Raw genomic sequence first — 23,450 nt, forward strand, 5'->3', positions numbered from 1 at the left:
CTGCGCAGGCATTGGCAGGATTGACCGCGCCGCAGTGCGCCCGATCACGGTGGTCTGGCCGGCGGCAGCCGCTGACACGGCGCCTTCGGATACACCGAGCAAGGCGCCTGCGATTCCCGACCTGTTCCGGAGAACTGCGATGGACGACAAGCCACTGCGTCAAGACGTGATCGAGGCGCTGGAGTTCGAACCCAGCACCGACGCCGAAAGCACCGGGCTTGCCGAAGAGCACGCAACCATCACGTCGGGCGATCGCGTCCAGTCCTGTTCCCCGGTGATGGCGCCGGAACGCGCCGCCGGACCTGTCCGAGGTGTCGAGGAAATCGCGCAGAACGTCGGCGAGCGTATTCCCTGCCACGAGCGCGGCGTTTTCAACCCGCTCGAACTCGCTGCGCACGGCCACCGGGACGACATCAGGCAACGCATCGCCGGCGCGCTGGTGAGGCGTGTCAAGCTGGAGGCCGATCGGATCGGCATAGCCGTGGACGGCACAACCGTCACGATCTCGGGCACCGTCGACAATTGGGATGACCGCTTTGCCGTCCAGCGCACCGTCTGGTCGGTCAGCGGCGTGCGCGATGTGGTCGATCAGCTCCAGGTTGCCTGAATGTCTGCGTGTTGCCGCCATGCGCTTGCTGGCGGCGTCGATTCGGGCCGCAGATGATCCGCAGGATTGCATGAGGCGCGGCCACGGCCGATCACCAGAATGTCGATCGCCGCGACGGAACCGCGTGGCGCGGCAGACGCCCGCTGTCATGCCGAGTTGCTACGCGCCGTGCGACGACATCCATGATCTGCCGAACTGAACGGCTGAGCGCAATGGCGCATCGCAGGCTGGCTGCCGCTCGATGCGGCAGGAAGACTGCGCCGCGGACCTGCTGCCGGATGTTCTGCGCAGCCTGACCTCGTGGCCGCCGGAGCGGATCAACGTTGCGGTTCCGATGCGCGGTCGCCGGCAGCGACTGTCCACGCGGCGCCGTCCCGAACGAGACGATCGATGGCTCGCTCGAAGGCCTCGAAGACTACCGGCACCGCGCCGCTGGTCGCCGGTTCCTCGACGGAGAACGCGCGCGCCGCGGCGAGCTGTCCGTCGGCAACACGAATCAGGCGCAGGTAGAGGCCGACCGAGACCGACGGTACGGCGGCGTCGCGATATTCCGCCTGAAAACGGACCAGGTCCGATTCCAGCAGAAAATCGGTGTGTTGAAGACTTGCGCTGTCGGCCGCGCCCGCGGCACCGGCTTCATGGAGCGCCTGGATGATGAGCGCCTTCAGCAGCGTGGCCGGTGCGTCCTGCCAGCGCGCGTCGCGATAGACCTCGATATGTCCCGGCTGCGGCGAAACGAGGATGCGGGTGCCCAGCAGCGGCGCGGGCGCCTGCGGTTCGGCGACGGCGATCTGCCAGCGCCGTTCCTGGGTGTCTGCACTACGGGTAGATGCCATCGGGGGCGACAGGGCCGGTGCGTAGAGCGTCACGCCTTCGCCGGGCCGCGCGAGCAGCGAGCAGCCGCCGGTCAGCAGTGCTGCAAAAACGACTAGTCCATATTTGTAGTGATTCATTTCGGCTGGAACTCCTTCGGCCGCTCGCGGCCGATCAGATAACCGGCGGGATCGTCCTGCAGCTGCCCTGAGGTGGAACGCAGCGCGCGCAGCGTCGCACGCAATTCGATCAGCGTCGGCGCCAGCTGTGCCAGGCCATTGGTCGTGAAGCGCTCGATGGGTTCGCGGTTGCGGTCGAGAAGCGCAGTGGCTGCATCGGTGGTCCGTTGCGCCGAAATCAGCCAGCTGTGCGCATCGTCCAGCAGGGGCTGCACGCGCTCGTGGAGCAGGGCGTCCGTCGACGCCGTCACGCGATCGATACGCTGCAGACTCTGCTTCAGTTGTCTGCTCGCATCGCTGATGTCGGTCACCAGTGAATGCAGGTCTCCGCGTTGCGCGGCGAGCGACCGCGTCACCTCGTCGATACTGCCGAGGGCGGCCGCCACGTGCTCCAGGTTGGCGTCGGACAACAGCAGGTTGAGACGCACCAGTGATTCATTCGCGCTCACGGCGACGTCCTGGCCGGAGGCCAGCAGCGACTGCATCGCCGAGACGTCGGCAACGATGTGGGCGACGGCCTCGCCCGGCGCCGGCATCAGCGCTGCGGCGCCCGGCGTGCCGCCGGAAAGCTGGATCACGGTCACGCCCGTGAGGCCCACGATGTTCAGGCGCGCATGCGTATCGGTTTTCACCGGCGTGCCGCCGTTGAGGCGGACGTGTGCGATGACCTTGCGCGGATCGTCCGGTGCCAAGGAGAGCTTGCGCACTTCCCCGACCTGGATTCCGTTGTACTGCACGGCGCCGCCGACGGTGAGGCCGGTCACCGCTTCCTCGAACACGATGTCGTAGTAGACCCACTCCCGTTCGAGCGACAGCTTGCCGAGCCACAGCACAAAACCGAACGCCGCGACGAACACGGCGAGGGCGAAGGCGCCGATGAGTACGTAGCTAGCGCGAGTTTCCATCGTTTCCTCCAGCGATCGCAGCGGCCGGGGCCGGCTGATGGGCACGGGCACCGCGCGCGCGCGGCCCGCGGAAGCAGGCTTGTATCCACGGATCGGGGTGGTTTTCGACCGCAGCGATCCGATCAGCGACGACGACATGCCGATCCGACAGCACGGCGACGCGGTCGCAGAGCGAGTACAGGCTGTCGAGGTCGTGCGTGACCAGAAATACGGTCAGGTCCAGCGCGTTGCGCAAGGTCAGGATGAGTTCGTCGAACGCTGCGGCGCCGACCGGGTCGAGGCCCGAAGTCGGTTCGTCGAGAAACAGGATTTCGGGATCGAGCACCAGCGCACGCGCAAGCCCCGCGCGCTTGCGCATGCCGCCGGACAGCTGTGCCGGATACTTGGCGGCGGCGTCCAGCGGCAGGCCGGTCAGCGCGATCTTGAGCAGCGCGATGTCCTTCACCAGGTCGGGCGGAAGATGATGGAACTCGACGAGCGGCAGTTCGACGTTCTCGAGCACGGTGAGCGATGAGAACAACGCGCCGTCCTGGAACATCAGCCCAAAGCGACGGTCGATGGCACGGCGGTCTTCGGCGCGCAGATGGGTCGTGTCCTGGCCGAGAAACCGGATGCTGCCGCCGTCGGGATCCTTGAGGCCCGCGATCGAGCGCAGCAGCACCGATTTGCCCGCGCCTGAGCCACCGATCACGCCGAGGATCTCGCCGCGGTGCACGTCGAGGTCGAGCGCATCGTGCACTACCTGGGTACCGAACACGCTGCGCAGGCCGCGTACCTCGATCAGGACATCGGCGCTCATACCTGCAGTTCCATGAAAAATATGGCGAACGCGGCGTCGAATACGATCACCAGGAAAATCGACTGCACGACGGAAGCGGTGGTATGCCGGCCGACGGATTCGGCGCTGCCCTCGACCTTGAAGCCTTCGAGGCAGCCGACCGCGGCGATCAGGAACGCGAAGACCGGCGCTTTCGCCATGCCGACCCAGAAGTGGCGCAGCTCGGTCATCTCATGCAGGCGGCCGATGAACATCGCCGGCGTGAAATCGAGCGCCAGCACGCCGACGAGTCCGCCGCCGACGAGTCCCGCCAGCATGCCGAGAAACGTGAGCGCCGGCAGCATGACCAGCAGGGCGAGCAGGCGCGGGATCACGAGGAGTTCGATCGGATCGAGGCCCAGGGCCTGGATCGCATCGAGTTCCTCGCGACTTTTCATCGAACCGATCTGCGCGGTGAAGGCGCTGCCCGAACGGCCGGCAATCAGGATTGCCGTCAGCAGGACGCCGAATTCGCGCAGGAACGAATAGGACACCAGTTCGACCGTGAAGACTTCCGCGCCGAAATCGCGCAGCACCGTCGCGCCCAGGAACGCGACGACGGCGCCGACGAGGAACGACAGCAGTGTGACGATGGGCACGGCGTCGAGGCCCGTCTGCTCCATGTGGAAGACCGTGGCCGTCAGGCGCAGGCGGCGATGGCCGGATAACACCTTGCCGAGTGTCGCCAGCATCATGCCGACGAACCCCAGCAGTTCGCGGGCCTGGTGCCAGGCATTCACGATGCCGCCGCCGATGCGTTCCAGCAATCGCACGAAGCTCGCATGGACCGGGCGGGCAGGCGCCAATTGACCGTGCCGCGCGGAGACGAGCCGCAGGAGAGCCATGTTCGCGGGATTCATGCCCTGCACGTCGGCGGCGGAGAACGACGGCGGGGTATCGCCAAGGGCGCGCAGCAGGAGCAGGGCGCCAGTGGTGTCGAGTGCAGTAAGCCGATGCGCGTCGATCAGGCAGGGATCACCGGGCCGCATGGCTGCGGCACCGGCTACGGCGGGCGCGAGATCCTGAGCGTTGGCGAGGGTCCAGTCGCCTGCCATCGCCAGTGTGGCGCGGCCGTTTGTCCGGATCCAGCTGACTGTTGCCTTCTGCGCCATGAGGCGAGTTCCCGTCGACTGGCAGCGAGCTTCGCGCAGCCCCGGTAGCGGGGCAGTGATCCAGGTCAACCCGGACCCGCTTCAGTCCTTGCGGATGCTGCGCAGCCGATGACGCAGCGCGTCCGTCTCGCTACGCCACGCCTCGGCGTCGCCATAGTCGACGAAATCCGCATAGCGCGGATGGGCGGCCGCGAGCTTGCGCGCGTGTTTGATCGGACACCAATACTGCTCCGTTCGCGCGCCGATCTCCCGTACGTAGGCGACCAGGCCGTTGGCATACGAGCAATAGGCACAATTGAGTTTTTCCAGAAAGTTGAGGTAGCCCAGATAGCGCCGGTCGAAGATCAGGTAATCGCGCCGCCGTACTTTCGCGATGCCATAGACCGGAAAGCAAATGGCCTGGTAGAGGCTGACGAACGCATCGAGCAGCAGGAAGGGGATGATCAGCGCGTAGATCACGGGGGCGGTCAACGCGATCAGCGCGCGTGCGCCGAGCACATAGCGCAGAAGGTGTGATTTCATCGCGCGGTGGCGGCGTTGCACCGCCTGTTCAAAGGCGATCTTGCCGTCCACGACATGCACGTGAAGATCCGCCTGGGCCAGGGCGAGCTGCACCGCGAGTTCTTCTTCCATGGTACGGATGCGCTGGATCAGGTCGGCAATCGTGGGATTCACAGCGCAGCTCCGGGGAGGTATCAGCCGTTGCAGTATTCGGGGTTCGCGAAGGTCTGGCTTGAGCCAGATCACCTGCGAATCCGATACGGTATGCCGATGACTGGCCGCGCGACCGCGCGATATGAGGCGGGCAAGGAACAGGGACCCTCACCGCTGCGGCCAGCGATGGCTGCGGGGACCGTTGCATGGGCAAACATGTCTGGCGTGTCCTCACCACTGCCGCTGCTGCGGCAAAGCGGTCGGCACTTTGTCAGCGGTATGTCGACGGGCTTTGCGGTCAGCCCCACCACCAGATCGCCGACACCAATGTCGCGTTGATGGCAATGACGCCGCCGGCCACCTGCAGGGCGTAGCGCGTCCCGCCGACGCCGGCCGCAATGCATTTCATCAGCGAGTTGGCACTGAACGCCACCGCCAGGGCATAGCTGGCTGTTGACGATGGCACGTGGGCGTCGCTGACCAGCTTGGCAACGCCGATCGCCGCAGCATGCACGTCGACGAGTCCGGTCACGGCGGCCGTCGCCATCACGCCGGCGTCGCCGAGCCATTCGCGTAGCCAACTGGAAAACAGCAGCGAGAGCGCTACGATTCCGGCAAACAGCAGGGCATGGGGCAGGGCGAAGTGACTCGCCAGCGTCGGTGGCAGTTCGCCCGGAACGCCATCCCGTCCTCGCCAGGCATGAAACCCCGCGATGCCGGCTGTCGTCATGGCGGTCGCGATCAGGGGCAGCGCCAGATGCCGCAGCATGTCCATGGACACGAGTCCGATCACGAGGGCGAGCTGCACCACGGTGGCCACGCAGGAAAACAATGCCGCGGCAACGCAAACCTGGAGGTGCTGCGCATCCGTGCGCGCGCGCTGCCCCATCACGGCGACGGTGGCGGCACTGGACACGAAACCGCCCAGCAGTCCCACGATCGCGAGACCCAGTCGTGCGCCCATCGCGCGCAGCGCGACGTGGCCGGCGGCATTGATGGCAATGACCAGCACTGCAATCAGCCAGACCTGGCGTGGATTCACCGCCGACCACGGATCGACCGGGTGGTCGGGCAGCAGCGGCAATACGATCAGCAGCGACGTGGCCAACAGCATCACATCGCTCAGTTCGCGTGCGTCGAGTACGCGCAGCGCGAAGTGGTGCAGCGCTTCCTCGCTATGCAGCAGCATGGCCAGCGCAACCGCGAGCCCGGCGCCGAGCTTCGGATCCTTCAACGATAACGCGCCGAGAAAAAACGTCGCGAGCATGGCCAGCGGGGTGGTCAGACTGGCGTCGTCGTCCTCCTGACGGACATAGGCAGACAGCGCCAATGCGGCCGTGGCCAGTCCACCGATGGCGACCGCCACGTCGTTGAGCAGCATGCAGCAGGCGCCGATCAGTGCCGCGGTGGTGAACGTGCGGACACCGGCCCGGTTGGCCGCGCCATTCATCGAATTGCGTCGCTCGCGTTCAATGCCCAGCAACAGTCCTCCACCAAGGGCGGCGGCGAGTCCGGGCAGGAGTTCTCCATTCATCGTGGGCGTGGTCCGAACCGTGATGCGGTACAAAGGCGAAGGAACTTCATTGCTAGCGGGTGAACGGGCGTCGCGTGTTGATCCGTATCAAGCGCGCATGACGCGATGTGCAGAATCACGGTCATGTACTCGCGGAGACCGGTCGCAACGCCGGCACCGCGTTGCCTACGATCGCACAGTGCCGCGCCGAGGCGTAGCCTGGCGCAGTTACGTTCACCCGTCGGCCTCGGGTCCTGCATCCGCTGGTCCCCGGTGCTGACGCGAATCCGTCCGTGTCGGCCGCTTGATCCGGATCAAGGCGAACGCCCGGCCATTGCCGCATCGTGCGCGCATGAACACGCAAACTGCCACCACGACTTTCGACGCCGCGCTGCTCGCCCGCTATGACCGGCCCGGCCCGCGCTATACCTCGTATCCGCCGGCCACGGCGTTCACGCCGCAGTTCGGCCCTGCCGACTATGCGGACGCCGTGCAGCACAGCAACAGTGATCCGATTCCGCGACCCTTGTCGCTGTATGTACATGTGCCTTTCTGCCTTTCGCCGTGTTTCTATTGCGGCTGCATGCGCGTCGTCAGCCGCGATCCGGCCCGAAGCGAGTCCTACGTGTCCTATCTGCAGCGCGAGGCCGGTCTGACCGCGCCGCTGTTCGATCGCGACCGCGAAGTGCTCCAGCTGCATTTCGGCGGCGGTACGCCCAATCTGCTGAGTGCCGCGCAACTGGAACGGCTCCTGCGCTGCCTGCGCGAGCAGTTCAACCTGGCCGACGGCAGTCGTCTCGAAGCCGGTATGGAGCTGGACCCGCGCAGCGCCGATGCGGATTACGTGCACACGCTGGCCGGACTCGGCTTCAACCGCGTTTCGCTGGGCGTGCAGGATTTCGATCCCAGCGTGCAGCAGGCCGTGAATCGCCTGCAGAGCCTCGAACAGACGCGCAACGTGGTCGAAGCGGCGCGCGCTGTCGGCATGCACTCCGTCAGCATCGACCTGATCTACGGGCTACCGCTGCAAACCGTCGAGGGCTTCAGCGAAACCCTGCGCCAGGTCATCGCGCTGGCGCCGGATCGCATCGCCGTCTACGGCTACGCGCACATGCCGGAGCGCTTCCGCGCCCAGCGACGCATCAGGAGTGAAGACCTGCCCGACGGGCAGACGCGCAATGCGCTGCTGGGCCGCGCGGTCGAGGCACTGGGCGAGGCCGGCTATTTGTACATCGGGCTGGACCATTTCGCCCGCCGCAGCGATGCCCTCGTCGCCGCTCAGCAGCAGGGCCAGCTGCAGCGCAATTTCCAGGGCTATTCCACGCATGCGGCCTGCGACCTCATCGGCCTGGGCGTCAGCGCGATCTCGCATATCGGCACCAGCTACAGCCAGAACGAGCGCGAGCTCGCCGGCTATTGCGCCGCACTCGACGCCGGCCGCCTGCCGCTGGCACGCGGGCTGAACCTAAGCCCGGATGACGTGATCCGCGGCGACGCGATTCAGCAGATCATGTGCCACGCACGCCTGGATACCGCGGCTTTCGGCGCGCGCCACCGGATCGATTTCGACACGACCTTCGCCGCGACGCTGGCACAGCTCGCGCCACTGGCTGCGCAGGACCTCGTCCGGCTGCAGCCTGGCCTGATCACGGTCACGCCGACCGGGCGTTTCCTGCTGCGGGTCATCGCGCGGTGTTTCGACAACCACGACGGTGCGCTCGATACCGTGCTGCCGCTGGTGCGCGCCGCACGTTGACCGTGCTGGGCGTGACGTAGCACGCGACGCTGAACGGCCCGGCGGGCCGGGTGAAGCGTCATCGCCCCGCACCGCAGGTGCTGAACGCCATGAATGCCCGACGGGCCGGCCGGCCAACGGCCTGCGCAGCAGGCGTCTGGCGGGGTTTGGACATCGGGTGCTGAGTACACGGGTGCCGAGTACAGCAGCGGTAGTGCCGGGACTTGCTCAGAACGTCCCCGGTTCAACTCGTCCGGCAGCCCAGTCCCGCGAGCAACCCGTGCAGTGCGGGCACGTGCATCAGCCACGGTGCCGCCATGGTCAGCACACCGGCGAGTAGTACGCCGACACCACTGGCGCGGCGCCAGGCCGGCGCGGCCAGCAGTCGGCCCAGGCGCTGGCCGCTGTAGCTCAACGGCAGCATCGCCGGTAGCGTGCCCAGGCCGAAGGCCAGCATCAGCAGCGCGGCCTGCAGCGTATCGGCCTGCAGCCAGGCGGTGAACAGCAGCGCCGTGCTCAGGCCGCAGGGCATCCAGCCCCAGATCATGCCCAGTCCGAGTTGCCGCAGCGGGGTCGTGGCCGGCAGCAGGTGGCGCCGCAGCGGTGCAAGCCACTGCCACAGGTGCGCGCCCGTGCGATGCAGCACGGCGAGGCGGCGGCCGCTGTCGAGCAGGCGCAGCGCGACGAGTATCAGCGCCGCGCCAAGGGCGATGCGCAAACCCAGGCCGGCCTGCGGCGCCCAGCGCAGCAGACCGCTGCCAAACGCACCGACCAGGGCGCCGGCCAGCACGTAACCGCCCACGCGCCCGATATTGATGCGTGTAGCGGCGGCGAGATCGGGTCTGCCCTGGCCCGCGAGCGAGCCGAGCCCGGTCGCGATGCCGCCGCACATGGCGATGCAATGCACGCTGCCGGCCAGACCGCTGAGCAGCGCCGCCGACAGGGCGACCCAGTCAATCGGCATCGGACGGATTCGGGTCGTCGGCGAGTATCTGCAGCGGTGCCGTGTCCAGGTCATCGAACTGGCCACCGCGCACGGCCCAGACAAATGCGCCGATCGCGGCACCGAGCAGCAGCACGCTGATGGGAACCAGCAGGAGCAGCATCGTCATGTCTTCACCCGGCGCAGGCGCAGCGCGTTGAGCACCACCAGCAGCGACGAGGTGGTCATGCCCAGGGCCGCGAGTCCCGGGGCGATCCAGCCGGCCGCCGCGAAGGGTAGGGCCAGCGCGTTGTAGGCCAGCGCCCAGGCCAGGTTCTGGCGCACGATGCGGCGTGTGCGGCGTGCGATGGCGATGGCTTCGGGGACGCGCAGCAGACTGCTGCCGGTGAGCAGGAAGTCGGCCGCGCGGTGCGTGGTCACGGCGCCCTCGGCAAACGCGAACGAGACATTCGCACCGGCCAGCACCGGCGCATCGTTGATGCCGTCACCGAGCATCGCCACGACGCGGCCCTGGGCCTGCAGTTCGCGCGCCCGCGCCAGCTTATCCGGCGGGGACTGGCGTGCGCGGAACTGGGCGATGCCCAATGCCTCAGCGATTTCAGCCACGGCCGCAGCGGCATCGCCACTGGCCAGCTCAAGCTGCACGCCCTGGGCGCGCAGGGCCTGCGCCATCGCCGCGGCGTCGGCGCGCAGGTGCTGGCCTATGCCGAAACGCGCGAACGGCTTGCGCCCGTCGCCGAGCCAGACCGCGCCGTCGTCGGCGCCGCCGACGGCGAATTCGGCGCGTCCCAGGCGATAGGAATGGCCAGCGAAGCTGGCCTGCACGCCCTGACCGGCGACGCGGCGCCAGTCGCTGACGGCCAGCGGCTCGTTCGCGGCCTCGGCGAAGGCCGCGGCCAGCGGATGCGTGGCGCCGGCCTGCAACGCCGAGGCGAGCTGCAGCACCTGCGCGCGATCGTGCGATGAATAAAGTGATACTTCTCGCAATTGCGACTTCGACGTCGTCAATGTGCCGGTCTTGTCCAGCAGCAGCACATCGACCCGGGCCAGGGTGTCCAGCGCATCGGCGCGCAGGACCAGCACGCCAAGCCGGGCCAGGCTGTCCTGGGCCGCGGCCAGCGCCGCCGGCACCGCCAGCGACAGCGCGCAGGGGCAACTGACGACCAGCACGGCAAGCATGATCTCAAACGCGCGCGTCGGATCCGTCGGCCACCACAGCACAAACGTGAGGGCCGCAGCCGCCAGCAGGCCGCCGATGAACCATGCCGCGACGCGATCCGCCAGTCGCGCGAGCTGCGGCCGCTGCGCCTGGGCCTGGTCGACGAGACGCACCAGCGCGGCGAGCTGCGTCGCCGCACCGGCCTGGCTCACGCGCAGGCGCAGCGGCGCATCGCCGCAGCTGCTGCCGGCCAGCACGCGCTCGCCGGGCTCGCGCCGCTGTGGCAGTGCTTCGCCGCTGAGCAGGGACTCGTCCAGCGCCGCGGGCGCATCCAGCAGCACGCCGTCGGCCGGCAGTGCTTCGCCCGCAGCGACGCGCAGCACATCGCCGGCGCGGACCTGCGTGACCGGCACGCGCTGCGTGCTGCCGTCACTGCCTTCGCGGCTGGCGAACGCCGGCACGGCCTGCGCCAGCGCTTCCGTCCGCGCCCGCGCGCGACGGCGTGCCCAGGCTTCGAGCTGGCGTGCGGCAAGCAGCAGGAAGACGAACATCACCGCAGCGTCGATCCAGATATGGGCGCCGCCGCGCAGGGTCTCGATCAGGCTCGCCGCGTAGGCCAGCAGGATGGCGCTGCCGGCGAGCAGGTCCATGCTCAGCGCGCCGCGGCGCAGATCGCGCAGCAGGCCCGCGATGAAAGGCCAGCCCGCGTAAAACACCACCGGCGTGGACAGCAGCACCGCCGTCCAGCGCAGAAAATCGCGCGTCGCCGGCGCCATCTGGCCGGCCGTGTCCAGGTACAGCGCTTCGGCGAACATCATGGCCTGCATTGCGCCGAGTCCGGCCACGCCCAGGCGCAGCAGCTCGCGCCGATGCTGGCGCTGTTCTTCGCGTTGCTGAGCGGGCGAACCGGCCAGCGTCGGGGCGAAACCCAGTGCGGCCATCTGTTGCAGCAGCACGGGCAGGGCGATGCGCTGCGGATTCCAGCGCAGGCGGACGCGGCTGGTGGCGGCATTCGCGCTGACGTCGACGGACGCATCCAACCGTACCAGGAAGCGATCGATCAGCCAGGCGCAGGCGGCGCAGCGCAGCTCGCGCACCGCCACGGTGATCTCCAGTCCACCGGCTACGGCCTGCACATGCGCCGAAACAATGTCCGGATGCAACCACTCGGCGAAGTCGTCGCCGGATTCGGTCGACCGGGCGGGGTTGCTTTGTCGCAAGGTGTAATACTGCGCAAGGCCTGCGTCGCGAATCCATTGCGCCGCGGTGGCGCAGCCCGGGCAGCAGAAGTCACGCGGGACGTCGTCGACCACCATGCGTGGCGGTTGCGCCGGCAGCGCTTCCCCGCAATGAAAGCAGGCGCCGGCCGCGGTGTTCATGGTTGCCACAGCGCCTGCAAGGGGGCGGCTACGGCACCGGCCGGAAGGCGCCCTGCCAGGCGCCAGCGGCCATCGACTGGCTGCAGGCGCAGGGTCCAGCCGGTGTCGGTCGAGGCGTCGAGCCGGCCACGCCATTGCCCGTCCTCGCGCCGCAGCACGACGTCGCGATCGCGCCGCGCTTCACTCGTGTGGATAAGGCGCAATTGCAGCGTTGCGTCCGTCACCGGCGCGTCGCCGGACAGGTCCAGACGCACGCCGCCGTCCGCGTCGAGGTGCAGCTGGCCGACCAGGCCGGCCTTGGCCGCGGCCAGGTCGGGAGCGAGGTTTTCCTGCTGGATCTGCCCGGTCCGGCGCACATCGGTACTCAGCGCATCGGCACCGCCGCTGCGCAGCGCGGCGACGACGATCAGCACGCCCGCCAGTACGCCAAGCGCGGGCAGTGCGACCACCAACCACACCATGGGTTCGCGCCAGGCGGCGCGGGCAACTGTCAGTTCATTCATGGCACAGGACCGAAGAAGGAGGTGTCGACGCGGCTTTGCCGGGATGACGTGGCCGGGTTGTCGATCACCAGTTGCACGTCGCGCCGGCCGTGTGCCCAGGCGGCGGGCGCGGCCAGGGTCACGGCGACCGTCTGCAGGCTTTCCGCGGCGAGTTCGACGCGCAGCGGGCCGCCACGCAGCTGCGGCCCATCGGTGCCGGCGACATCGATCCGATAGCTTTGCGCCGTGGAGCTCTTGTTGATCAGCTTCAGCGTGTAGGCGTTTTCGACGTGACCGTCGCTGGCGACGCGGTACAGCGCATTGCGGTCGCGCAGCACTTCGACGCCCAGGCTGGCGCGATGGGTGACACCCCAGGCCCAGCCCGCCGCAAGGCCCATCAGCAGGAGTCCGTAGATCACGATGCGCGGCCGCAGTACGCGGGCCGGCTTGCCGTCCAGCGCGTTTTGCGTGGTGTAGCGGACCAGGCCGCGCGGATAGCCCACGCGATCCATGATCTGGTCGCAAGCGTCGATGCAGGCGCCGCAGGCGATGCACTCGTACTGCAGGCCGTTGCGGATGTCGATGCCGACCGGGCAGACCTGCACGCACCAGCTGCAGTCGATGCAGTCGCCCAGGTCGGCCGATTCCGGCGCTGCAGTCTCTGCTTCGCGCGCGTAGTCGTCGAACGCACCGGTGCTGCGCCGCACGGCGCCGGGAGCGGCGTCCGTCGGCGACAGGGCGTGGGCGATCCAGCGCTCGGCCGTGGCCAGCGACAGCAGGCCGCGCGCACGCTCCGCCACGCTGCCCAGGCCGCGGCGGCGCGCGCCGCGCGCTTCACCGCGGCGCAGGTCGTAGGCGATGATCAGGCTGTCGCGATCGAACATCGCGCCCTGGAAGCGTGCGTAGGGGCACATGTACTTGCACACCTGCTCGCGCAGGATGCCGGCGTTGCCCCAGGTGGCAAAGCCGTAGAACAGCACCCAGAAGGTTTCCCAGCCGCTCCACTGCAAGGTCGGAAGGCGCACGGCGAGATCACGGATCGGCGTGAAGAATCCGACGAAGGTGAACCCGGTCCAGGCGGCCAGCACGATCCAGGCGAGATGCTTGGATCCCTTGCGCAGGAATTTTTCCGGCGTCCATGGCGCCGCATCCAGTTTCATGCGCCGCGCGCGGTCGCCTTCGAACCGGCGCTCCACCCACACGAAGACTTCGGTCCACACGGTCTGCGGACAGGCGTAGCCGCACCACAGGCGCCCGGCAAGTGCAGTGAAGAAGAACAGGGAGATGCCGGCGAGAATCAGCAGCAGCGCCAGAAACACGAAATCCTGTGGCCAGAACGCCAGTCCGAACACATAGAAGCGCCGCGCCGGCAGATCGAACAGCACCGCCTGGCGCCCGCTCCATTCCAGCCACGGGAAGCCGTAGTAGATGCCCAGCAGGACAAACACCGCGACGCGCCGCAAGGTGTTGAAACGCCCCTCGATGTCGCGCGGATAGACCTTGCCTTCGGCCTGATACAGCGCAGCCGGAGCCGATTCCTTGAGTTGCAGCGGGATCGTGCGCTTCACGACTGGCCACGCCCGCGATTGAAGCGGCTGCGTGGCCGCAGCAGCAGCCAGGTGAACGCGCTCGAGCTGGCCGTCGCCGTCCAGAAAGCAAAGAATCCCAAGGTATAACCCCACTCGCGGCCCAGGTCCGAGCCGGGAAAGGTGAGGTCACGCCAGTCCAGCGGATCCACCAGGGCGAAGAAGACGGTCGTGCAGACGCCCGCAGCGAAGAAGCTGGGCCACAGGATCGCGCCCCAGCGCTGCAGCAGTGGCCGCGGCGCCGGATCGTCCTGCACTGAGCCGGGCAGGTTCATTGCGCCGTGCCGGGCGAACGGCTGTAGACCCAGGCGGCTACCACGCGCGCCCGCGCCGGCCCCAGCACCGCCGCGTGCGCCGGCATGTTGCCGTTGCGGCCCTTGAGCAGGGTCTCGCGGATCGTTGCCGCATCGCCGCCGTAGAGCCAATACGCGTCCGTGAGGTCCGGCGCGCCCATCAGCACATTACCCTTGCCGTCGGCGCCATGGCACGCGGCGCAGAGGCCGGCAAAATGCGTCGCACCGGTCGCGACCTGGGCCGCATCGGCGGTCTGGCCCGACAGGCTGCGCACGTAGGCGACGGTCGCGTCGATCTCGCTGTCGCCACCGAGGGCCGCGGCAAGCGCCGGCATCACGGCCTGGCGGCCGTTCATCACCGACGCGAGCACGTCGTCGGGCTTGCCGCCCCAGTGCCAGATGCTGTCGGTCAGATCCGGAAAGCCGCGTGCACCGCGTGCATCGGAACCATGGCAGGCGGCGCAGTTGTTGGCGAAGATGGACTGCCCCAGGCGCAGCGCGTTCGCATCCTTCGCCAGTTCTTCGAGCGGCCGCTCCGCAAACGGCGCGAACGTCGCCGCGATGCGCGCGTCGCCGGCCGCCTTGTCCACGTCGTGCGCGCGTGCGGAGGTCCAGCCGCCGCTGCCTGCCCAGGCGCCCAGGCCCGGGTAATAGATCAGATAGCCGATAGCGAACACGATCGTCAGGTAGAACAGGTTCAGCCACCAGCGCGGCAGCGGCTTGTTGTATTCGGTGAGATCGCCATCCCACCAGTGGCTGGTGTCCTCCGGCCCCGGATCACCGGGCCGGCTCTTGCCGGTCCACCACAGCAGCCAGACGCAACCGGCCAGGTTGAGTGCGACCAGTACGATGACGTACCACGACCATCCGCTGCTCATGGGCGCCGCTCCGGCAGGTCATTGACCAGCGGCAGCCGTGCGGCCGCCTCGAAATCCTCACGCCGGCGCCCGCTCCAGGCCCACGCCCAGCCAACGAGGAACAACACCAGCAGCACACCGGTGACGACACCGGACACGACACCCGCATTCATGGCTTGGCTCCGTTGGTGGCGGTACCGGGCGCATGCCGGCCCAGCCCCTGCAGATAGGCGACAACCGCATCGAGCTCGCTCTTGCCGGCCAGATCGGTCGTGGCAGCGGCGATGTCCTCGTCGCTGTAGGGATCGCCCAGTCGGCGCAGTGCGCGCAATTTGTCCTGCATCAGTGCGGCATCCAGCGGTGCGGCTGCCAGCCAGGAATAGGACGGCATGTTCGACTCGGGCACGACGCTGCGCGGGTCGTTCAGATGCGTGCGGTGCCAGTCGTCCGAATAGCGGCCGCCGACGCGGGCCAGGTCCGGCCCGGTGCGCTTGCTGCCCCACTGGAACGGCCGGTCGTAGACCGATTCACCGGCGACGGAATAGTGGCCGTAGCGTTCGGTCTCGAAGCGCAGCGTGCGGACCATCTGCGAGTGGCAGTTGTAGCAACCTTCGCGCACGTAGACGTCGCGCCCGGCCAGTTGCAAGGGCGGGTACGGCTTCACGCCGGGCAGGGGTTCTATGGTTTCCGCCTGGTACATCAGCGGTACGATCTCGGCCAGACCGCCGAAGCTGATCGCGACGGCGATCAGCACGGCCATGGCCGCGACGTTCTTTTCAATGCGCGCGTGGGCATGTTCGTTCATGGCGTTTCTCTCAGGTGGCCGCTGCGGTTGCCGGCGGCATCACCGCCGCGTCCGGGCCGGGCAATGCCAGGCGCCAGGTGCGCCACACGTTCCAGGACATCACGCCCATGCCGGTCAGTACGAGCAGGCCGCCGGCCAGGCGTATCAGGAAGTAGGGATACGTGGCATTGAGCGATTCGACGAAGGTGTAGGTCAGGGTTCCGTCGGCATTGGCCGCGCGCCACATCAGCCCCTGCATCACGCCGGCGATCCACATGGCGACGATGTAGAGCACCACGCCGATCGTGTGGATCCAGAAGTGCACATCGATCAGTCGCACCGACCACATCTGCTGCAGGCCGAGCAGGCGGGGCAGCATGGCGTAGATCGACCCCAGGCTGATCATCGCGACCCAGCCCAGCGCACCGGCATGGACGTGGCCGACGGTCCAGTCGGTGTAGTGACTCAGCGAGTTGACCGTCTTGATCGACATCATCGGCCCCTCGAAGGTGGCGATCATGTAGAACGACAGTGCGACGATCAGGAACTTGATGATCGGATCGGTGCGCAGCTTGTGCCAGACACCCGACAGCGTCATCACGCCGTTGATCGCACCGCCCCAGGACGGCGCCAGCAGCACCAGCGAGAACACCATGCCCAGCGACTGCGCCCAGTCCGGCAACGCGGTGTAGTGCAGGTGATGCGGGCCGGCCCACATGTAGATCGCGATCAGCGCCCAGAAGTGGACAATGGAAAGACGGTAGGAATAGATCGGCCGTCCGGCCTGCTTGGGCACGAAGTAGTACATCATGCCCAGGAAGCCCGCGGTCAGGAAAAAGCCCACCGCGTTGTGGCCGTACCACCACTGCGCCATGGCATCCACCGCGCCGCTGTAGACCGAATACGACTTGAACAGGCCCACCGGGATCGCGAGGTTGTTGACGATATGCAGCAGCGCGACGGCGACGATGAAACTCGCGTAGAACCAGTTCGCGACGTAGATATGCGCGACACGGCGTTTGGCGATCGTGCCGAAGAAGACCACCGCATAGGCCACCCAGACCAGGGTGATCAGGATGTCGATCGGCCATTCCAGCTCGGCGTATTCCTTGCCCTGGCTCAAGCCCAGCGGCAAGGTGATTGCCGCGGCCACGATCACCGCCTGCCAGCCCCAGAACACGAACGCCGCCAGCCAGTCCGAAAACAGCCGCACATGGCAGGTACGCTGCACCACGTACAGGCTGGTGCCCATCAGTGCGCACCCACCGAAGGCAAAGATCACCGCATTCGTATGCAGCGGACGCAACCGGCCATAAGACAGCCAGGGGATGCCTTCGCCCAGTTGCGGCCAATACAGCTGGGCCGCGATCAGCACGCCGACGGCCATGCCGACCACGCCCCAGACCACGGTCATTAGGGTGAATTGACGCACCACGCCATCGTTGTAGCGTGCCGTCGTGAGAGCGTTCATGGATTTCCTTGGGGCACGAAGCCTGTGACCGGCGCTGCCGCAGACGGCAGCGCCACCTGAACGTGCGGCTGCCTCACTTGACCGTGAGCTTGCCCTTCATGATTGCCCAGTGCCCCGGGAACGAGCAGAAGAAGCTGTAGTCCGTGCCAGCCTTCAACGCGCTGCCCGGAAAGCTTGCCGTCGTCGTAGCACCGCCGCCGATGACCGAGGTATGCGCGATCACGCGCTTGTCGTCCGCCGCCACATAATTCGCTGCCGCACCGGCTTTCTGCCCGTCCATCGAAATGGGCTGGATATCGGTCGTGAGGGCGATCACCACGTTGTGCCCCATGGCCGTCACCGGCAACTTGCCGATGTGCGCGAGCTTGATCTGCACCGTCTTGCAACTCGCCGCGACCGTGATCTCGGTCTGATCGAACTTCATCTGGTCATCGGCCTTGAGGTCGATCACACAGTTCTCCGCCTGAGCGGTAAAAGCAAAACCCAGCAGGGCCAGGCAGATCAGGTTCTTCATAGCCATCGTCTCATCATCGGAAAGGGTTGATGAACGATAGGCGGAGCGGATTGGACCGACCTTGATCGAGATCAATTGGCGGACGCGAGGGTGCGACAGACACGCGCACGACACGGCGGCACGCCTTGGGCGGGCAGTCAGCGCGGTGCCCTGGTCGTCCGCTCGGGCCGTGGGCCGTGCCAGCTCTCGCGACTGGCCCAGCAAGGGTGGGGTGCCTCAACGCGCGTTGCCCGCCGTCAGCGACTTGAGCCCCCGTGTTTCGGCTGCCGTTGCCCGCGGGTCCGTTACGGCAGGCCTTCTCGGTGTCGCCGCGACGGTCGCGGACGGGAACCACCGCGGGGCCAGGGACCGCGGCCGCGACCTGTCCCTGCCGGCAACCTGCGTCGCGGACTCCTCGGCATCGGAGTGAACGATGAGCCGTCGATGCCCGTGCGCCTTCGACCGTTCCAGTCCTGTAATCGGCGGCGGTGATTCAGGCCATTGCCTGCCCGGCGATGCGCGCGCAACCGCGCGGCCCTGGGGCGCAAGCAGCAACGGCGGTGCGCGTTGCGACGCGGGCACCTTCGAACTTCCCGGCGACGACAGGACTCTTCGCGGCGATTTCGAACCGCAGACAGCAAGTATTCCGGCAGCTTGACGCGAGCGCGGGCAGTCAATCGACCGGCATCACCGTAAAGATATTAGTGTAATAAAAAACAATTAGCGTATGTTCTCACGCCTGGACTTAAGAACTGTGCCCTATGGTGCTATAGTGCGCGCCGCAGCGTTGCTCCGCGCGCTGTCCGCAACGGTGCCAGGATTCTCATATCCACCCGTTGCTTCGCGCAGCCACCCGCCATTGGGCGGGGTTTGGCCGCACCTTGCGAGACTGCTGCCGCTTCGTGTTTCACCCGGAATGCGCAGTCTCCTGGCAAGGCCTCCCCGCGATGTGCGTCGTGGGAACTGGCCGCATTGGATCGGGGGGATCGGCCCATGGCACCGACTCTATGAATGCTCGCGTCCGCTACGCCTTCGCGCTGCTCGTTGCGCTGTCGGTTCTGGTGGCCCTGGCGTGGTTGATCGTCGGCCACACGACGCGGGGATGGTTCGAGAAAGACGTCAGGTTGCGGGCCGAGCTGGCGGTCAACGGTGCGCGCCGCGCCGTGTTGCGCGATCTCCAGGCAGGCAATCTGCCGGCGCTGCGCGAGTTGCTGACCGATATCACGCGCGACGAACGCATCATGGGCGCAGCGCTGTGCTCGCCAGACCTCGACGTCATCGTCGCCACGCCTGGATTTCCCGACGCGTTTGCATGCCGCACCGTAGGCCCGTACCTGCGTGCGGACGCGAGCGAGCCGCCTGAACGCTGGACCGCGTGGCGCGACACGGCCAGCCTGCCCGGCGGTGCCGTACACGTGAACGCGATTCCGCTGTCCGAGGCCGGAGAGGTCAAGGCCTTCGCCATCGTCACGCACGACTTGAGCTACGTCGCGCGGCGCGAAGCCAGCACACGCTATTTCGTGCTGTGCGCGTTTGCGGTCATCGCGCTGCTCGCATCTTTCTCGACCTTGCTCGTGGTGCGAGCGTCGCGCCGCCGTTGGAACGAAGCCTTGCAGCGCATGGCCAAGGGCGAAGACGTTCCGCAGCGGCGCGAGTTCCTGCCGTTGATCAAGGATCTGCGTGAGCTGCTCGATCGCCTGGCGACGGAGGAGCAGGCGGACCAGCGCAGCGGCGCCTGGACGCCGGAACGCCTCAAGCTCACCTTGAACCGGCATCTGCACGGCGAGCGGCTGGTCGTCGTGGCGAATCGCGAGCCCTATATCCACGATCGCGCCAGCGACGGCAGCGTGCGCGTGCTTCACCCGGCCAGTGGCCTGGTCAGCGCGTTGGAGCCCGTATTGCGCGCCTGCTCGGGTGTCTGGGTGGCGCACGGTGCGGGGTCCGCCGACCGGGAAACGGCGGACAGGCACGGGCGTGTGCGCGTGCCGCCGGGCGAGGAGTCCTACGTGGTGCGGCGGGTGTGGCTCAGCCCGGAAGAGGAAAAAGGCTACTACTACGGTTTTTCCAACGAAGGCCTGTGGCCGCTGTGCCATGTGTCGCACACGCGGCCGACGTTCCGCGCCGAGGACTGGCAACACTATCGCGAGGTAAACCAGCGCTTCGTGGATGCCGTATGCGACGAGGTCGATACGGACGATCCGGTCATCCTGGTGCAGGACTACCATTTCGCGCTGGCGCCGCGCCTGCTGCGCGAACGGCTACCGCGCGCCACCATCCTGACGTTCTGGCACATACCCTGGCCCAACGCCGAGCAGATCAGCATCTGCCCGTGGCACCGGGAACTGATCCATGGGTTGCTCGGCAGCAGCATCCTCGGCTTCCACACGCCGTTTCACTGCAACAATTTCATGGAGGCGGCCGACCGGTTCCTGGAGTCGCGCCTGGATCGTGAAGACCTGGCCGTCGTGCAGGGAAACCGCCGCACGCTGGTGCGCTCGTATCCGATTTCCATCGAATGGCCGAACCGGTGGCTGGAGAACGCGCCACCGGTGGAGGTGTGCCGCGCTGTCGTGCGGGCCGAGCTGGGGCTTGCGACCGACGCGCGGCTCGGTGTGGGTGTGGACCGGCTGGACTACACCAAAGGCATCGAGGAACGCCTGCAGGCCATCGAGAAGCTGCTCGAGAGGCAGCCGCAACTGATCGGGCGTTTTACCTTTTTGCAGATTGCATCGCCAAGCCGAACCGAGATCGCGCGCTACGCCCAGCTGCGCGACGACGTCGAAGCGTTGGTCGAGCGGATCAATGCGCGATTCGCCCGCGAGGACTGGAAACCCATCGTGCTGCGGCGACAGCACACGGAGCCCAGCGACGTGTTCCGCTACTACCGCGCGGCGGATATCTGCTACGTGAGCAGTCTGCACGACGGCATGAACCTGGTGGCGAAGGAATACATCGCGGCACGCGACGACGAACAGGGCGTGCTGGTGCTGTCCCAGTTCACCGGTGCTGCGCGCGAACTGACCGAAGCGCTGCTGGTGAATCCCTACGACATCGAACAGGCCGGCCGGGCGCTGGCCGTCGCGCTCGCGATGCCGCCGGATGAGCAGCGCGCGCGCATGCGGGCGATGCGAAAACTGGTGGCCGAGTTCAACGTCTATCGCTGGGCAGGCCGCATGTTGCTGGACGCGAGCCGGCTGCGCCGGCGTGAGCAGCTCGCCGGCGTGCTCGGCGCCAGCGATCCCGACTACCTCGCGAGGGCCGAGCCATGATTCACCTGTTCTCCGCGCAGGGGCGCCGTGCACTCGACGCCTTCACGCCGCCTGAAACCCTGGTGGCCCTGGACTACGACGGCACCCTGGCGCCGATCACGGATGATCCGTTCCGGGCCTGTATGCAGGCCGCGACGCGGCAGCTTCTGATCCGTCTGGCGCAGCGCCGACCCAGCGTGATTCTCACCGGGCGGTCACGGCGCGACGCGCTGCGCCTCATGGACGGTGTGGACAGCATCGAGATCATCGGCAACCACGGCATGGAGTCGGCTCACACATCCTCGATCGACCTGCTCGATCGGGTTGCACGCTGGAAGACGATGCTGAGCGAACGCATCGCGGGCGCCGAAGGCGTGAGCCTGGAAGACAAGGGCTATTCGCTGTCGCTGCATTACCGGCTGGCGCCCGATCCGCTGCGCGCCGCGGCCTTCGCGCACGCCATTGCCGCGCCGCTGCCGCAGGCACGGCTGGTGGGTGGCAAGTGCGTGCTCAACATCGTGCCCGCGGATGCACCGGACAAGGGCAGTGCGCTGCTGCAGGAGCTGCGGCGCACCGGTTCGCCGCGTGCGCTGTTCGTCGGCGACGACGTCACCGATGAAGACGTGTTCCGGCTCGATCGGCCGGAGCAGATCCTGTCGGTCCGCGTCGGTCGCTCGGCGAGTTCGCGGGCCCGCTATTTCCTGCATGACCGGGACGAGGTCGATCAGTTACTGGCGTATCTCGCACCGCTGGCGTAGCGCGCGTCGTGCGGCGCGGGCGGCCGAAAGCCGCGACGGGTCCGGCGCGGTGGCGGTGCGTGAATCCAGGCCCGGCAGCACGGCCAGCGCCACGGCACCGAGCACCACGAGGTACAGGGCGGCCGCGACGATCACCGTGAGTGCAAGGAAGCCGATGATTCGGGATCGCCGGGTGAGCCGGCCCGGCGATCACGTCGCTGCGCCATCCTGGGTCATACGAGAAACGCTACCGCCGCCACGATCGTTGGGGGCAACGCGCCGAGGAACAGCGCACCGGCACCGACCGACTCGTCGTCGAAGCCCTCGCGCAGCAACGCCACACCCGCCGGGTTCGGGGCGTTGGCGATGATGGTCAAGCCACCGCCGCCGACGGCGCCGGCGACGAGCATGTACTTCGCCGAGTCGCTCATGTCGGGAATCAGGGTGCCGAGGTAGGTCAGTGCGGCATTGTCGGTAAAGGCGGTCAGGCCCAGGGCGCCGAAGAACAGCGCGTAGTCCGACAAACCCGACACGATCGGCGCCAGCCACCACTGCTGCATGCCGCCGAGCACGACCAGGCCCGCAAGGAAGAACGCGACCAGCAGGGCTTCCTTGAGGATCAGACGGCTCTGGTGGCGCTCGTACGCCTGGGCGAAACCGAGGAAGAACAGAAACATCCAGAGGAAGATCACCGGATGGTGTGCGAACGTGACGATGGCGGCCAGAAACCCCAGGTGGATGAGGCTGACGGTCACGGGGACGGGCGGTCGAGTGGAATCCGGTGCGGGCTTCTGGCCCAGGTGGCGGCGCAAGGCGATGGTGATGACCGTGGCGTTGACGAGTACCGCCAGGGCCGCCTTCCAGCCGAAGGTCGCTGCCATGAAGGCCGTATCCCAGTTCCATTTCGCGGCGACCATGAGCACCGGCGGTGCCGCGTAGGAGGTCAGGGTTCCGCCGATCGACACGTTGACGAACAGCACGCCCAGCGCGGCGTATTTCACGCGTTCGGGTACATCGCGGCGGAACACGACGGGGGCCAGCATCAGCGCGGCCAACGTCATCGCGGCGGGTTCGGTGATCAGGGAACCCAGCAGCGGCACCAGGGCAAAGCCCATCCAGGCCAGCACGAGCGGCGTCGGCAGGGGCACGAGGCGAGCGAGCGCGCCGACCGCGGACCGTACGGCTTCCAGCACGGGCCGCGAGGCCGCCACGACCATGACCACGAATACGAACAGCGGCTCGGTGTAGTGCCGGCTCTCGGCGTAGTCGATGGCCGCCTCGCTGCCCTGCAGCAACGCCATGCACACCACCAGCACGAATGCCCAGAAGCCGAAGACGATCTCGACTTCACCCAGCAGGTGCAGCAGCCCCGCATGCTGCGGATTCCGGGATGCCAGGGACTCGAAGAACTTGGTCGAGAACGTGTGGATCAGGGCCAGCGCGAACAGCGTGGCGGCAACGCCTTCGATGGTGATGGTCATGGGCTTTCTCCTGTCGTCCGCGGCCCGCGTGTGGCCCTGCCGCGCACAGGTGGTTGATAAAACATGAAGATTAACCGCCGGGGCCGCTGATGGACACCCGGACGGCGTGGGAAAGGGCGGCGCCGGGGAGAGCGGGGCGCGTGCGTTCGTCCGAGGTGGGCTCGACTCGTGCACCGCAGCGCGCTGGCCGGCACGCCACTGC

At 67.4% G+C, this 23,450-nt stretch carries 22 protein-coding genes; 4 read left to right on the top strand and 18 right to left on the bottom strand.

Going from position 1 to position 23,450, the window contains the following annotated elements:
- Positions 1–166 precede the first annotated feature (166 nt).
- Positions 167–607, top strand: a complete 441-nt coding sequence (locus RUU78_RS07710) for a BON domain-containing protein (RefSeq protein WP_313915278.1) — start codon at positions 167–169, stop codon at positions 605–607.
- Between the two features lie 317 nt (positions 608–924).
- Here RUU78_RS07710 and RUU78_RS07715 read toward each other — a convergent pair whose 3' ends face one another.
- The 6 genes from RUU78_RS07715 to RUU78_RS07740 form a co-directional block, all read right to left on the bottom strand.
- A complete protein-coding gene (locus tag RUU78_RS07715; RefSeq protein ID WP_313915279.1) occupies positions 925–1,560 on the bottom strand; it encodes an ABC-type transport auxiliary lipoprotein family protein in 636 nt (211 codons plus the stop codon).
- Positions 1,557–2,504: an MlaD family protein gene (locus RUU78_RS07720; RefSeq protein WP_313915281.1), complete on the bottom strand. Its 948-nt coding sequence runs from the start codon at positions 2,502–2,504 to the stop codon at positions 1,557–1,559. Before RUU78_RS07720 ends, RUU78_RS07715 begins: the two co-directional genes overlap by 4 nt.
- The gene (locus RUU78_RS07725; RefSeq protein ID WP_313915283.1) at positions 2,488–3,303 is read right to left on the bottom strand and encodes an ATP-binding cassette domain-containing protein; all 816 of its coding nucleotides are present in this window, start codon (positions 3,301–3,303) and stop codon (positions 2,488–2,490) included. Before RUU78_RS07725 ends, RUU78_RS07720 begins: the two co-directional genes overlap by 17 nt.
- The gene (locus RUU78_RS07730) at positions 3,300–4,433 is read right to left on the bottom strand and encodes an ABC transporter permease (protein ID WP_313915285.1); all 1,134 of its coding nucleotides are present in this window, start codon (positions 4,431–4,433) and stop codon (positions 3,300–3,302) included. The genes RUU78_RS07725 and RUU78_RS07730 overlap by 4 nt, the downstream gene beginning before the upstream one ends.
- Positions 4,434–4,514: 81 nt before the next feature.
- Positions 4,515–5,108 (bottom strand): hypothetical protein, encoded by a 594-nt coding sequence (locus RUU78_RS07735; protein ID WP_313915287.1) that lies wholly within the window; start codon positions 5,106–5,108, stop codon positions 4,515–4,517.
- A gap of 277 nt (positions 5,109–5,385) precedes the next feature.
- A complete protein-coding gene (locus RUU78_RS07740) occupies positions 5,386–6,621 on the bottom strand; it encodes an MgtC/SapB family protein (RefSeq protein WP_313915289.1) in 1,236 nt (411 codons plus the stop codon).
- Between the two features lie 331 nt (positions 6,622–6,952).
- Between RUU78_RS07740 and hemN the strand changes: the two genes are divergently transcribed.
- Positions 6,953–8,356: an oxygen-independent coproporphyrinogen III oxidase gene (gene hemN, locus RUU78_RS07745; protein WP_313915291.1), complete on the top strand. Its 1,404-nt coding sequence runs from the start codon at positions 6,953–6,955 to the stop codon at positions 8,354–8,356.
- 223 nt (positions 8,357–8,579) lie between these two features.
- Here hemN and RUU78_RS07750 read toward each other — a convergent pair whose 3' ends face one another.
- From RUU78_RS07750 to azu, 11 genes are all read right to left on the bottom strand, one after another.
- Positions 8,580–9,299: a sulfite exporter TauE/SafE family protein gene (locus tag RUU78_RS07750; protein ID WP_313915294.1), complete on the bottom strand. Its 720-nt coding sequence runs from the start codon at positions 9,297–9,299 to the stop codon at positions 8,580–8,582.
- The gene (gene ccoS / locus RUU78_RS07755) at positions 9,289–9,447 is read right to left on the bottom strand and encodes a cbb3-type cytochrome oxidase assembly protein CcoS (protein WP_313915296.1); all 159 of its coding nucleotides are present in this window, start codon (positions 9,445–9,447) and stop codon (positions 9,289–9,291) included. The genes RUU78_RS07750 and ccoS overlap by 11 nt, the downstream gene beginning before the upstream one ends.
- On the bottom strand, positions 9,444–11,816 hold the full coding sequence (locus tag RUU78_RS07760) for a heavy metal translocating P-type ATPase (RefSeq protein ID WP_313915298.1): 2,373 nt from the start codon (positions 11,814–11,816) through the stop codon (positions 9,444–9,446). The genes ccoS and RUU78_RS07760 overlap by 4 nt, the downstream gene beginning before the upstream one ends.
- On the bottom strand, positions 11,813–12,319 hold the full coding sequence (locus RUU78_RS07765) for a FixH family protein (RefSeq protein ID WP_313915300.1): 507 nt from the start codon (positions 12,317–12,319) through the stop codon (positions 11,813–11,815). Before RUU78_RS07765 ends, RUU78_RS07760 begins: the two co-directional genes overlap by 4 nt.
- Positions 12,316–13,866, bottom strand: a complete 1,551-nt coding sequence (locus RUU78_RS07770; RefSeq protein WP_313915302.1) for a 4Fe-4S dicluster domain-containing protein — start codon at positions 13,864–13,866, stop codon at positions 12,316–12,318. The genes RUU78_RS07765 and RUU78_RS07770 overlap by 4 nt, the downstream gene beginning before the upstream one ends.
- The gene (locus RUU78_RS07775) at positions 13,863–14,159 is read right to left on the bottom strand and encodes a hypothetical protein (RefSeq protein WP_313915304.1); all 297 of its coding nucleotides are present in this window, start codon (positions 14,157–14,159) and stop codon (positions 13,863–13,865) included. The genes RUU78_RS07770 and RUU78_RS07775 overlap by 4 nt, the downstream gene beginning before the upstream one ends.
- On the bottom strand, positions 14,156–15,055 hold the full coding sequence (ccoP, locus tag RUU78_RS07780; protein ID WP_313915306.1) for a cytochrome-c oxidase, cbb3-type subunit III: 900 nt from the start codon (positions 15,053–15,055) through the stop codon (positions 14,156–14,158). The genes RUU78_RS07775 and ccoP overlap by 4 nt, the downstream gene beginning before the upstream one ends.
- Entirely contained in the window at positions 15,052–15,207 is a 156-nt protein-coding gene (locus RUU78_RS07785) for a cbb3-type cytochrome c oxidase subunit 3 (protein ID WP_313915308.1), read from the bottom strand. The genes ccoP and RUU78_RS07785 overlap by 4 nt, the downstream gene beginning before the upstream one ends.
- On the bottom strand, positions 15,204–15,839 hold the full coding sequence (gene ccoO, locus RUU78_RS07790; protein WP_313915310.1) for a cytochrome-c oxidase, cbb3-type subunit II: 636 nt from the start codon (positions 15,837–15,839) through the stop codon (positions 15,204–15,206). Before ccoO ends, RUU78_RS07785 begins: the two co-directional genes overlap by 4 nt.
- Positions 15,840–15,849: 10 nt before the next feature.
- On the bottom strand, positions 15,850–17,289 hold the full coding sequence (ccoN, locus tag RUU78_RS07795; RefSeq protein WP_313915313.1) for a cytochrome-c oxidase, cbb3-type subunit I: 1,440 nt from the start codon (positions 17,287–17,289) through the stop codon (positions 15,850–15,852).
- 73 nt (positions 17,290–17,362) lie between these two features.
- Positions 17,363–17,803, bottom strand: coding sequence for an azurin (gene azu, locus RUU78_RS07800; protein ID WP_313915315.1), 441 nt, complete (start codon positions 17,801–17,803; stop codon positions 17,363–17,365).
- 986 nt (positions 17,804–18,789) lie between these two features.
- Between azu and RUU78_RS07805 the strand changes: the two genes are divergently transcribed.
- Both RUU78_RS07805 and otsB read left to right on the top strand, forming a co-directional pair.
- Positions 18,790–21,051 carry a trehalose-6-phosphate synthase gene (locus tag RUU78_RS07805; RefSeq protein ID WP_313915317.1) on the top strand — a complete coding sequence of 754 codons (2,262 nt, stop codon included), beginning with the start codon at positions 18,790–18,792 and terminating at the stop codon, positions 21,049–21,051.
- Positions 21,048–21,788: a trehalose-phosphatase gene (gene otsB / locus RUU78_RS07810; protein WP_313915319.1), complete on the top strand. Its 741-nt coding sequence runs from the start codon at positions 21,048–21,050 to the stop codon at positions 21,786–21,788. The genes RUU78_RS07805 and otsB overlap by 4 nt, the downstream gene beginning before the upstream one ends.
- Before the next feature lie 212 nt (positions 21,789–22,000).
- Here the strand turns inward: otsB and RUU78_RS07815 are convergent, their stop codons facing one another.
- Positions 22,001–23,248 (bottom strand): putative Na+/H+ antiporter, encoded by a 1,248-nt coding sequence (locus RUU78_RS07815; protein WP_313915321.1) that lies wholly within the window; start codon positions 23,246–23,248, stop codon positions 22,001–22,003.
- Between the last annotated feature and the right edge of the window lie 202 nt (positions 23,249–23,450).

Source organism: Tahibacter sp. (genome assembly GCF_032229445.1).
GTDB lineage: Bacteria > Pseudomonadota > Gammaproteobacteria > Xanthomonadales > Rhodanobacteraceae > Tahibacter.

Excerpts from the sequence above, each read along its gene's own strand:
- RUU78_RS07725 (WP_313915283.1), bottom strand. The coding sequence starts at position 3,303 with ATGAGCGCCGATGTCCTGATCGAGGTACGCGGCCTGCGCAGCGTGTTC.
- hemN (WP_313915291.1), top strand. The coding sequence starts at position 6,953 with ATGAACACGCAAACTGCCACCACGACTTTCGACGCCGCGCTGCTCGCC.
- ccoN (WP_313915313.1), bottom strand. The coding sequence starts at position 17,289 with ATGAACGCTCTCACGACGGCACGCTACAACGATGGCGTGGTGCGTCAA.
- RUU78_RS07750 (WP_313915294.1), bottom strand. The coding sequence starts at position 9,299 with ATGCCGATTGACTGGGTCGCCCTGTCGGCGGCGCTGCTCAGCGGTCTG.
- ccoP (WP_313915306.1), bottom strand. The coding sequence starts at position 15,055 with ATGAGCAGCGGATGGTCGTGGTACGTCATCGTACTGGTCGCACTCAAC.
- RUU78_RS07765 (WP_313915300.1), bottom strand. The coding sequence starts at position 12,319 with ATGAATGAACTGACAGTTGCCCGCGCCGCCTGGCGCGAACCCATGGTG.
- RUU78_RS07720 (WP_313915281.1), bottom strand. The coding sequence starts at position 2,504 with ATGGAAACTCGCGCTAGCTACGTACTCATCGGCGCCTTCGCCCTCGCC.
- RUU78_RS07805 (WP_313915317.1), top strand. The coding sequence starts at position 18,790 with ATGAATGCTCGCGTCCGCTACGCCTTCGCGCTGCTCGTTGCGCTGTCG.
- ccoO (WP_313915310.1), bottom strand. The coding sequence starts at position 15,839 with ATGAACGAACATGCCCACGCGCGCATTGAAAAGAACGTCGCGGCCATG.
- otsB (WP_313915319.1), top strand. The coding sequence starts at position 21,048 with ATGATTCACCTGTTCTCCGCGCAGGGGCGCCGTGCACTCGACGCCTTC.
- RUU78_RS07730 (WP_313915285.1), bottom strand. The coding sequence starts at position 4,433 with ATGGCGCAGAAGGCAACAGTCAGCTGGATCCGGACAAACGGCCGCGCC.
- RUU78_RS07740 (WP_313915289.1), bottom strand. The coding sequence starts at position 6,621 with ATGAATGGAGAACTCCTGCCCGGACTCGCCGCCGCCCTTGGTGGAGGA.
- RUU78_RS07775 (WP_313915304.1), bottom strand. The coding sequence starts at position 14,159 with ATGAACCTGCCCGGCTCAGTGCAGGACGATCCGGCGCCGCGGCCACTG.
- azu (WP_313915315.1), bottom strand. The coding sequence starts at position 17,803 with ATGAAGAACCTGATCTGCCTGGCCCTGCTGGGTTTTGCTTTTACCGCT.
- RUU78_RS07785 (WP_313915308.1), bottom strand. The coding sequence starts at position 15,207 with ATGAATGCGGGTGTCGTGTCCGGTGTCGTCACCGGTGTGCTGCTGGTG.
- ccoS (WP_313915296.1), bottom strand. The coding sequence starts at position 9,447 with ATGACGATGCTGCTCCTGCTGGTTCCCATCAGCGTGCTGCTGCTCGGT.
- RUU78_RS07715 (WP_313915279.1), bottom strand. The coding sequence starts at position 1,560 with ATGAATCACTACAAATATGGACTAGTCGTTTTTGCAGCACTGCTGACC.
- RUU78_RS07815 (WP_313915321.1), bottom strand. The coding sequence starts at position 23,248 with ATGACCATCACCATCGAAGGCGTTGCCGCCACGCTGTTCGCGCTGGCC.
- RUU78_RS07760 (WP_313915298.1), bottom strand. The coding sequence starts at position 11,816 with ATGAACACCGCGGCCGGCGCCTGCTTTCATTGCGGGGAAGCGCTGCCG.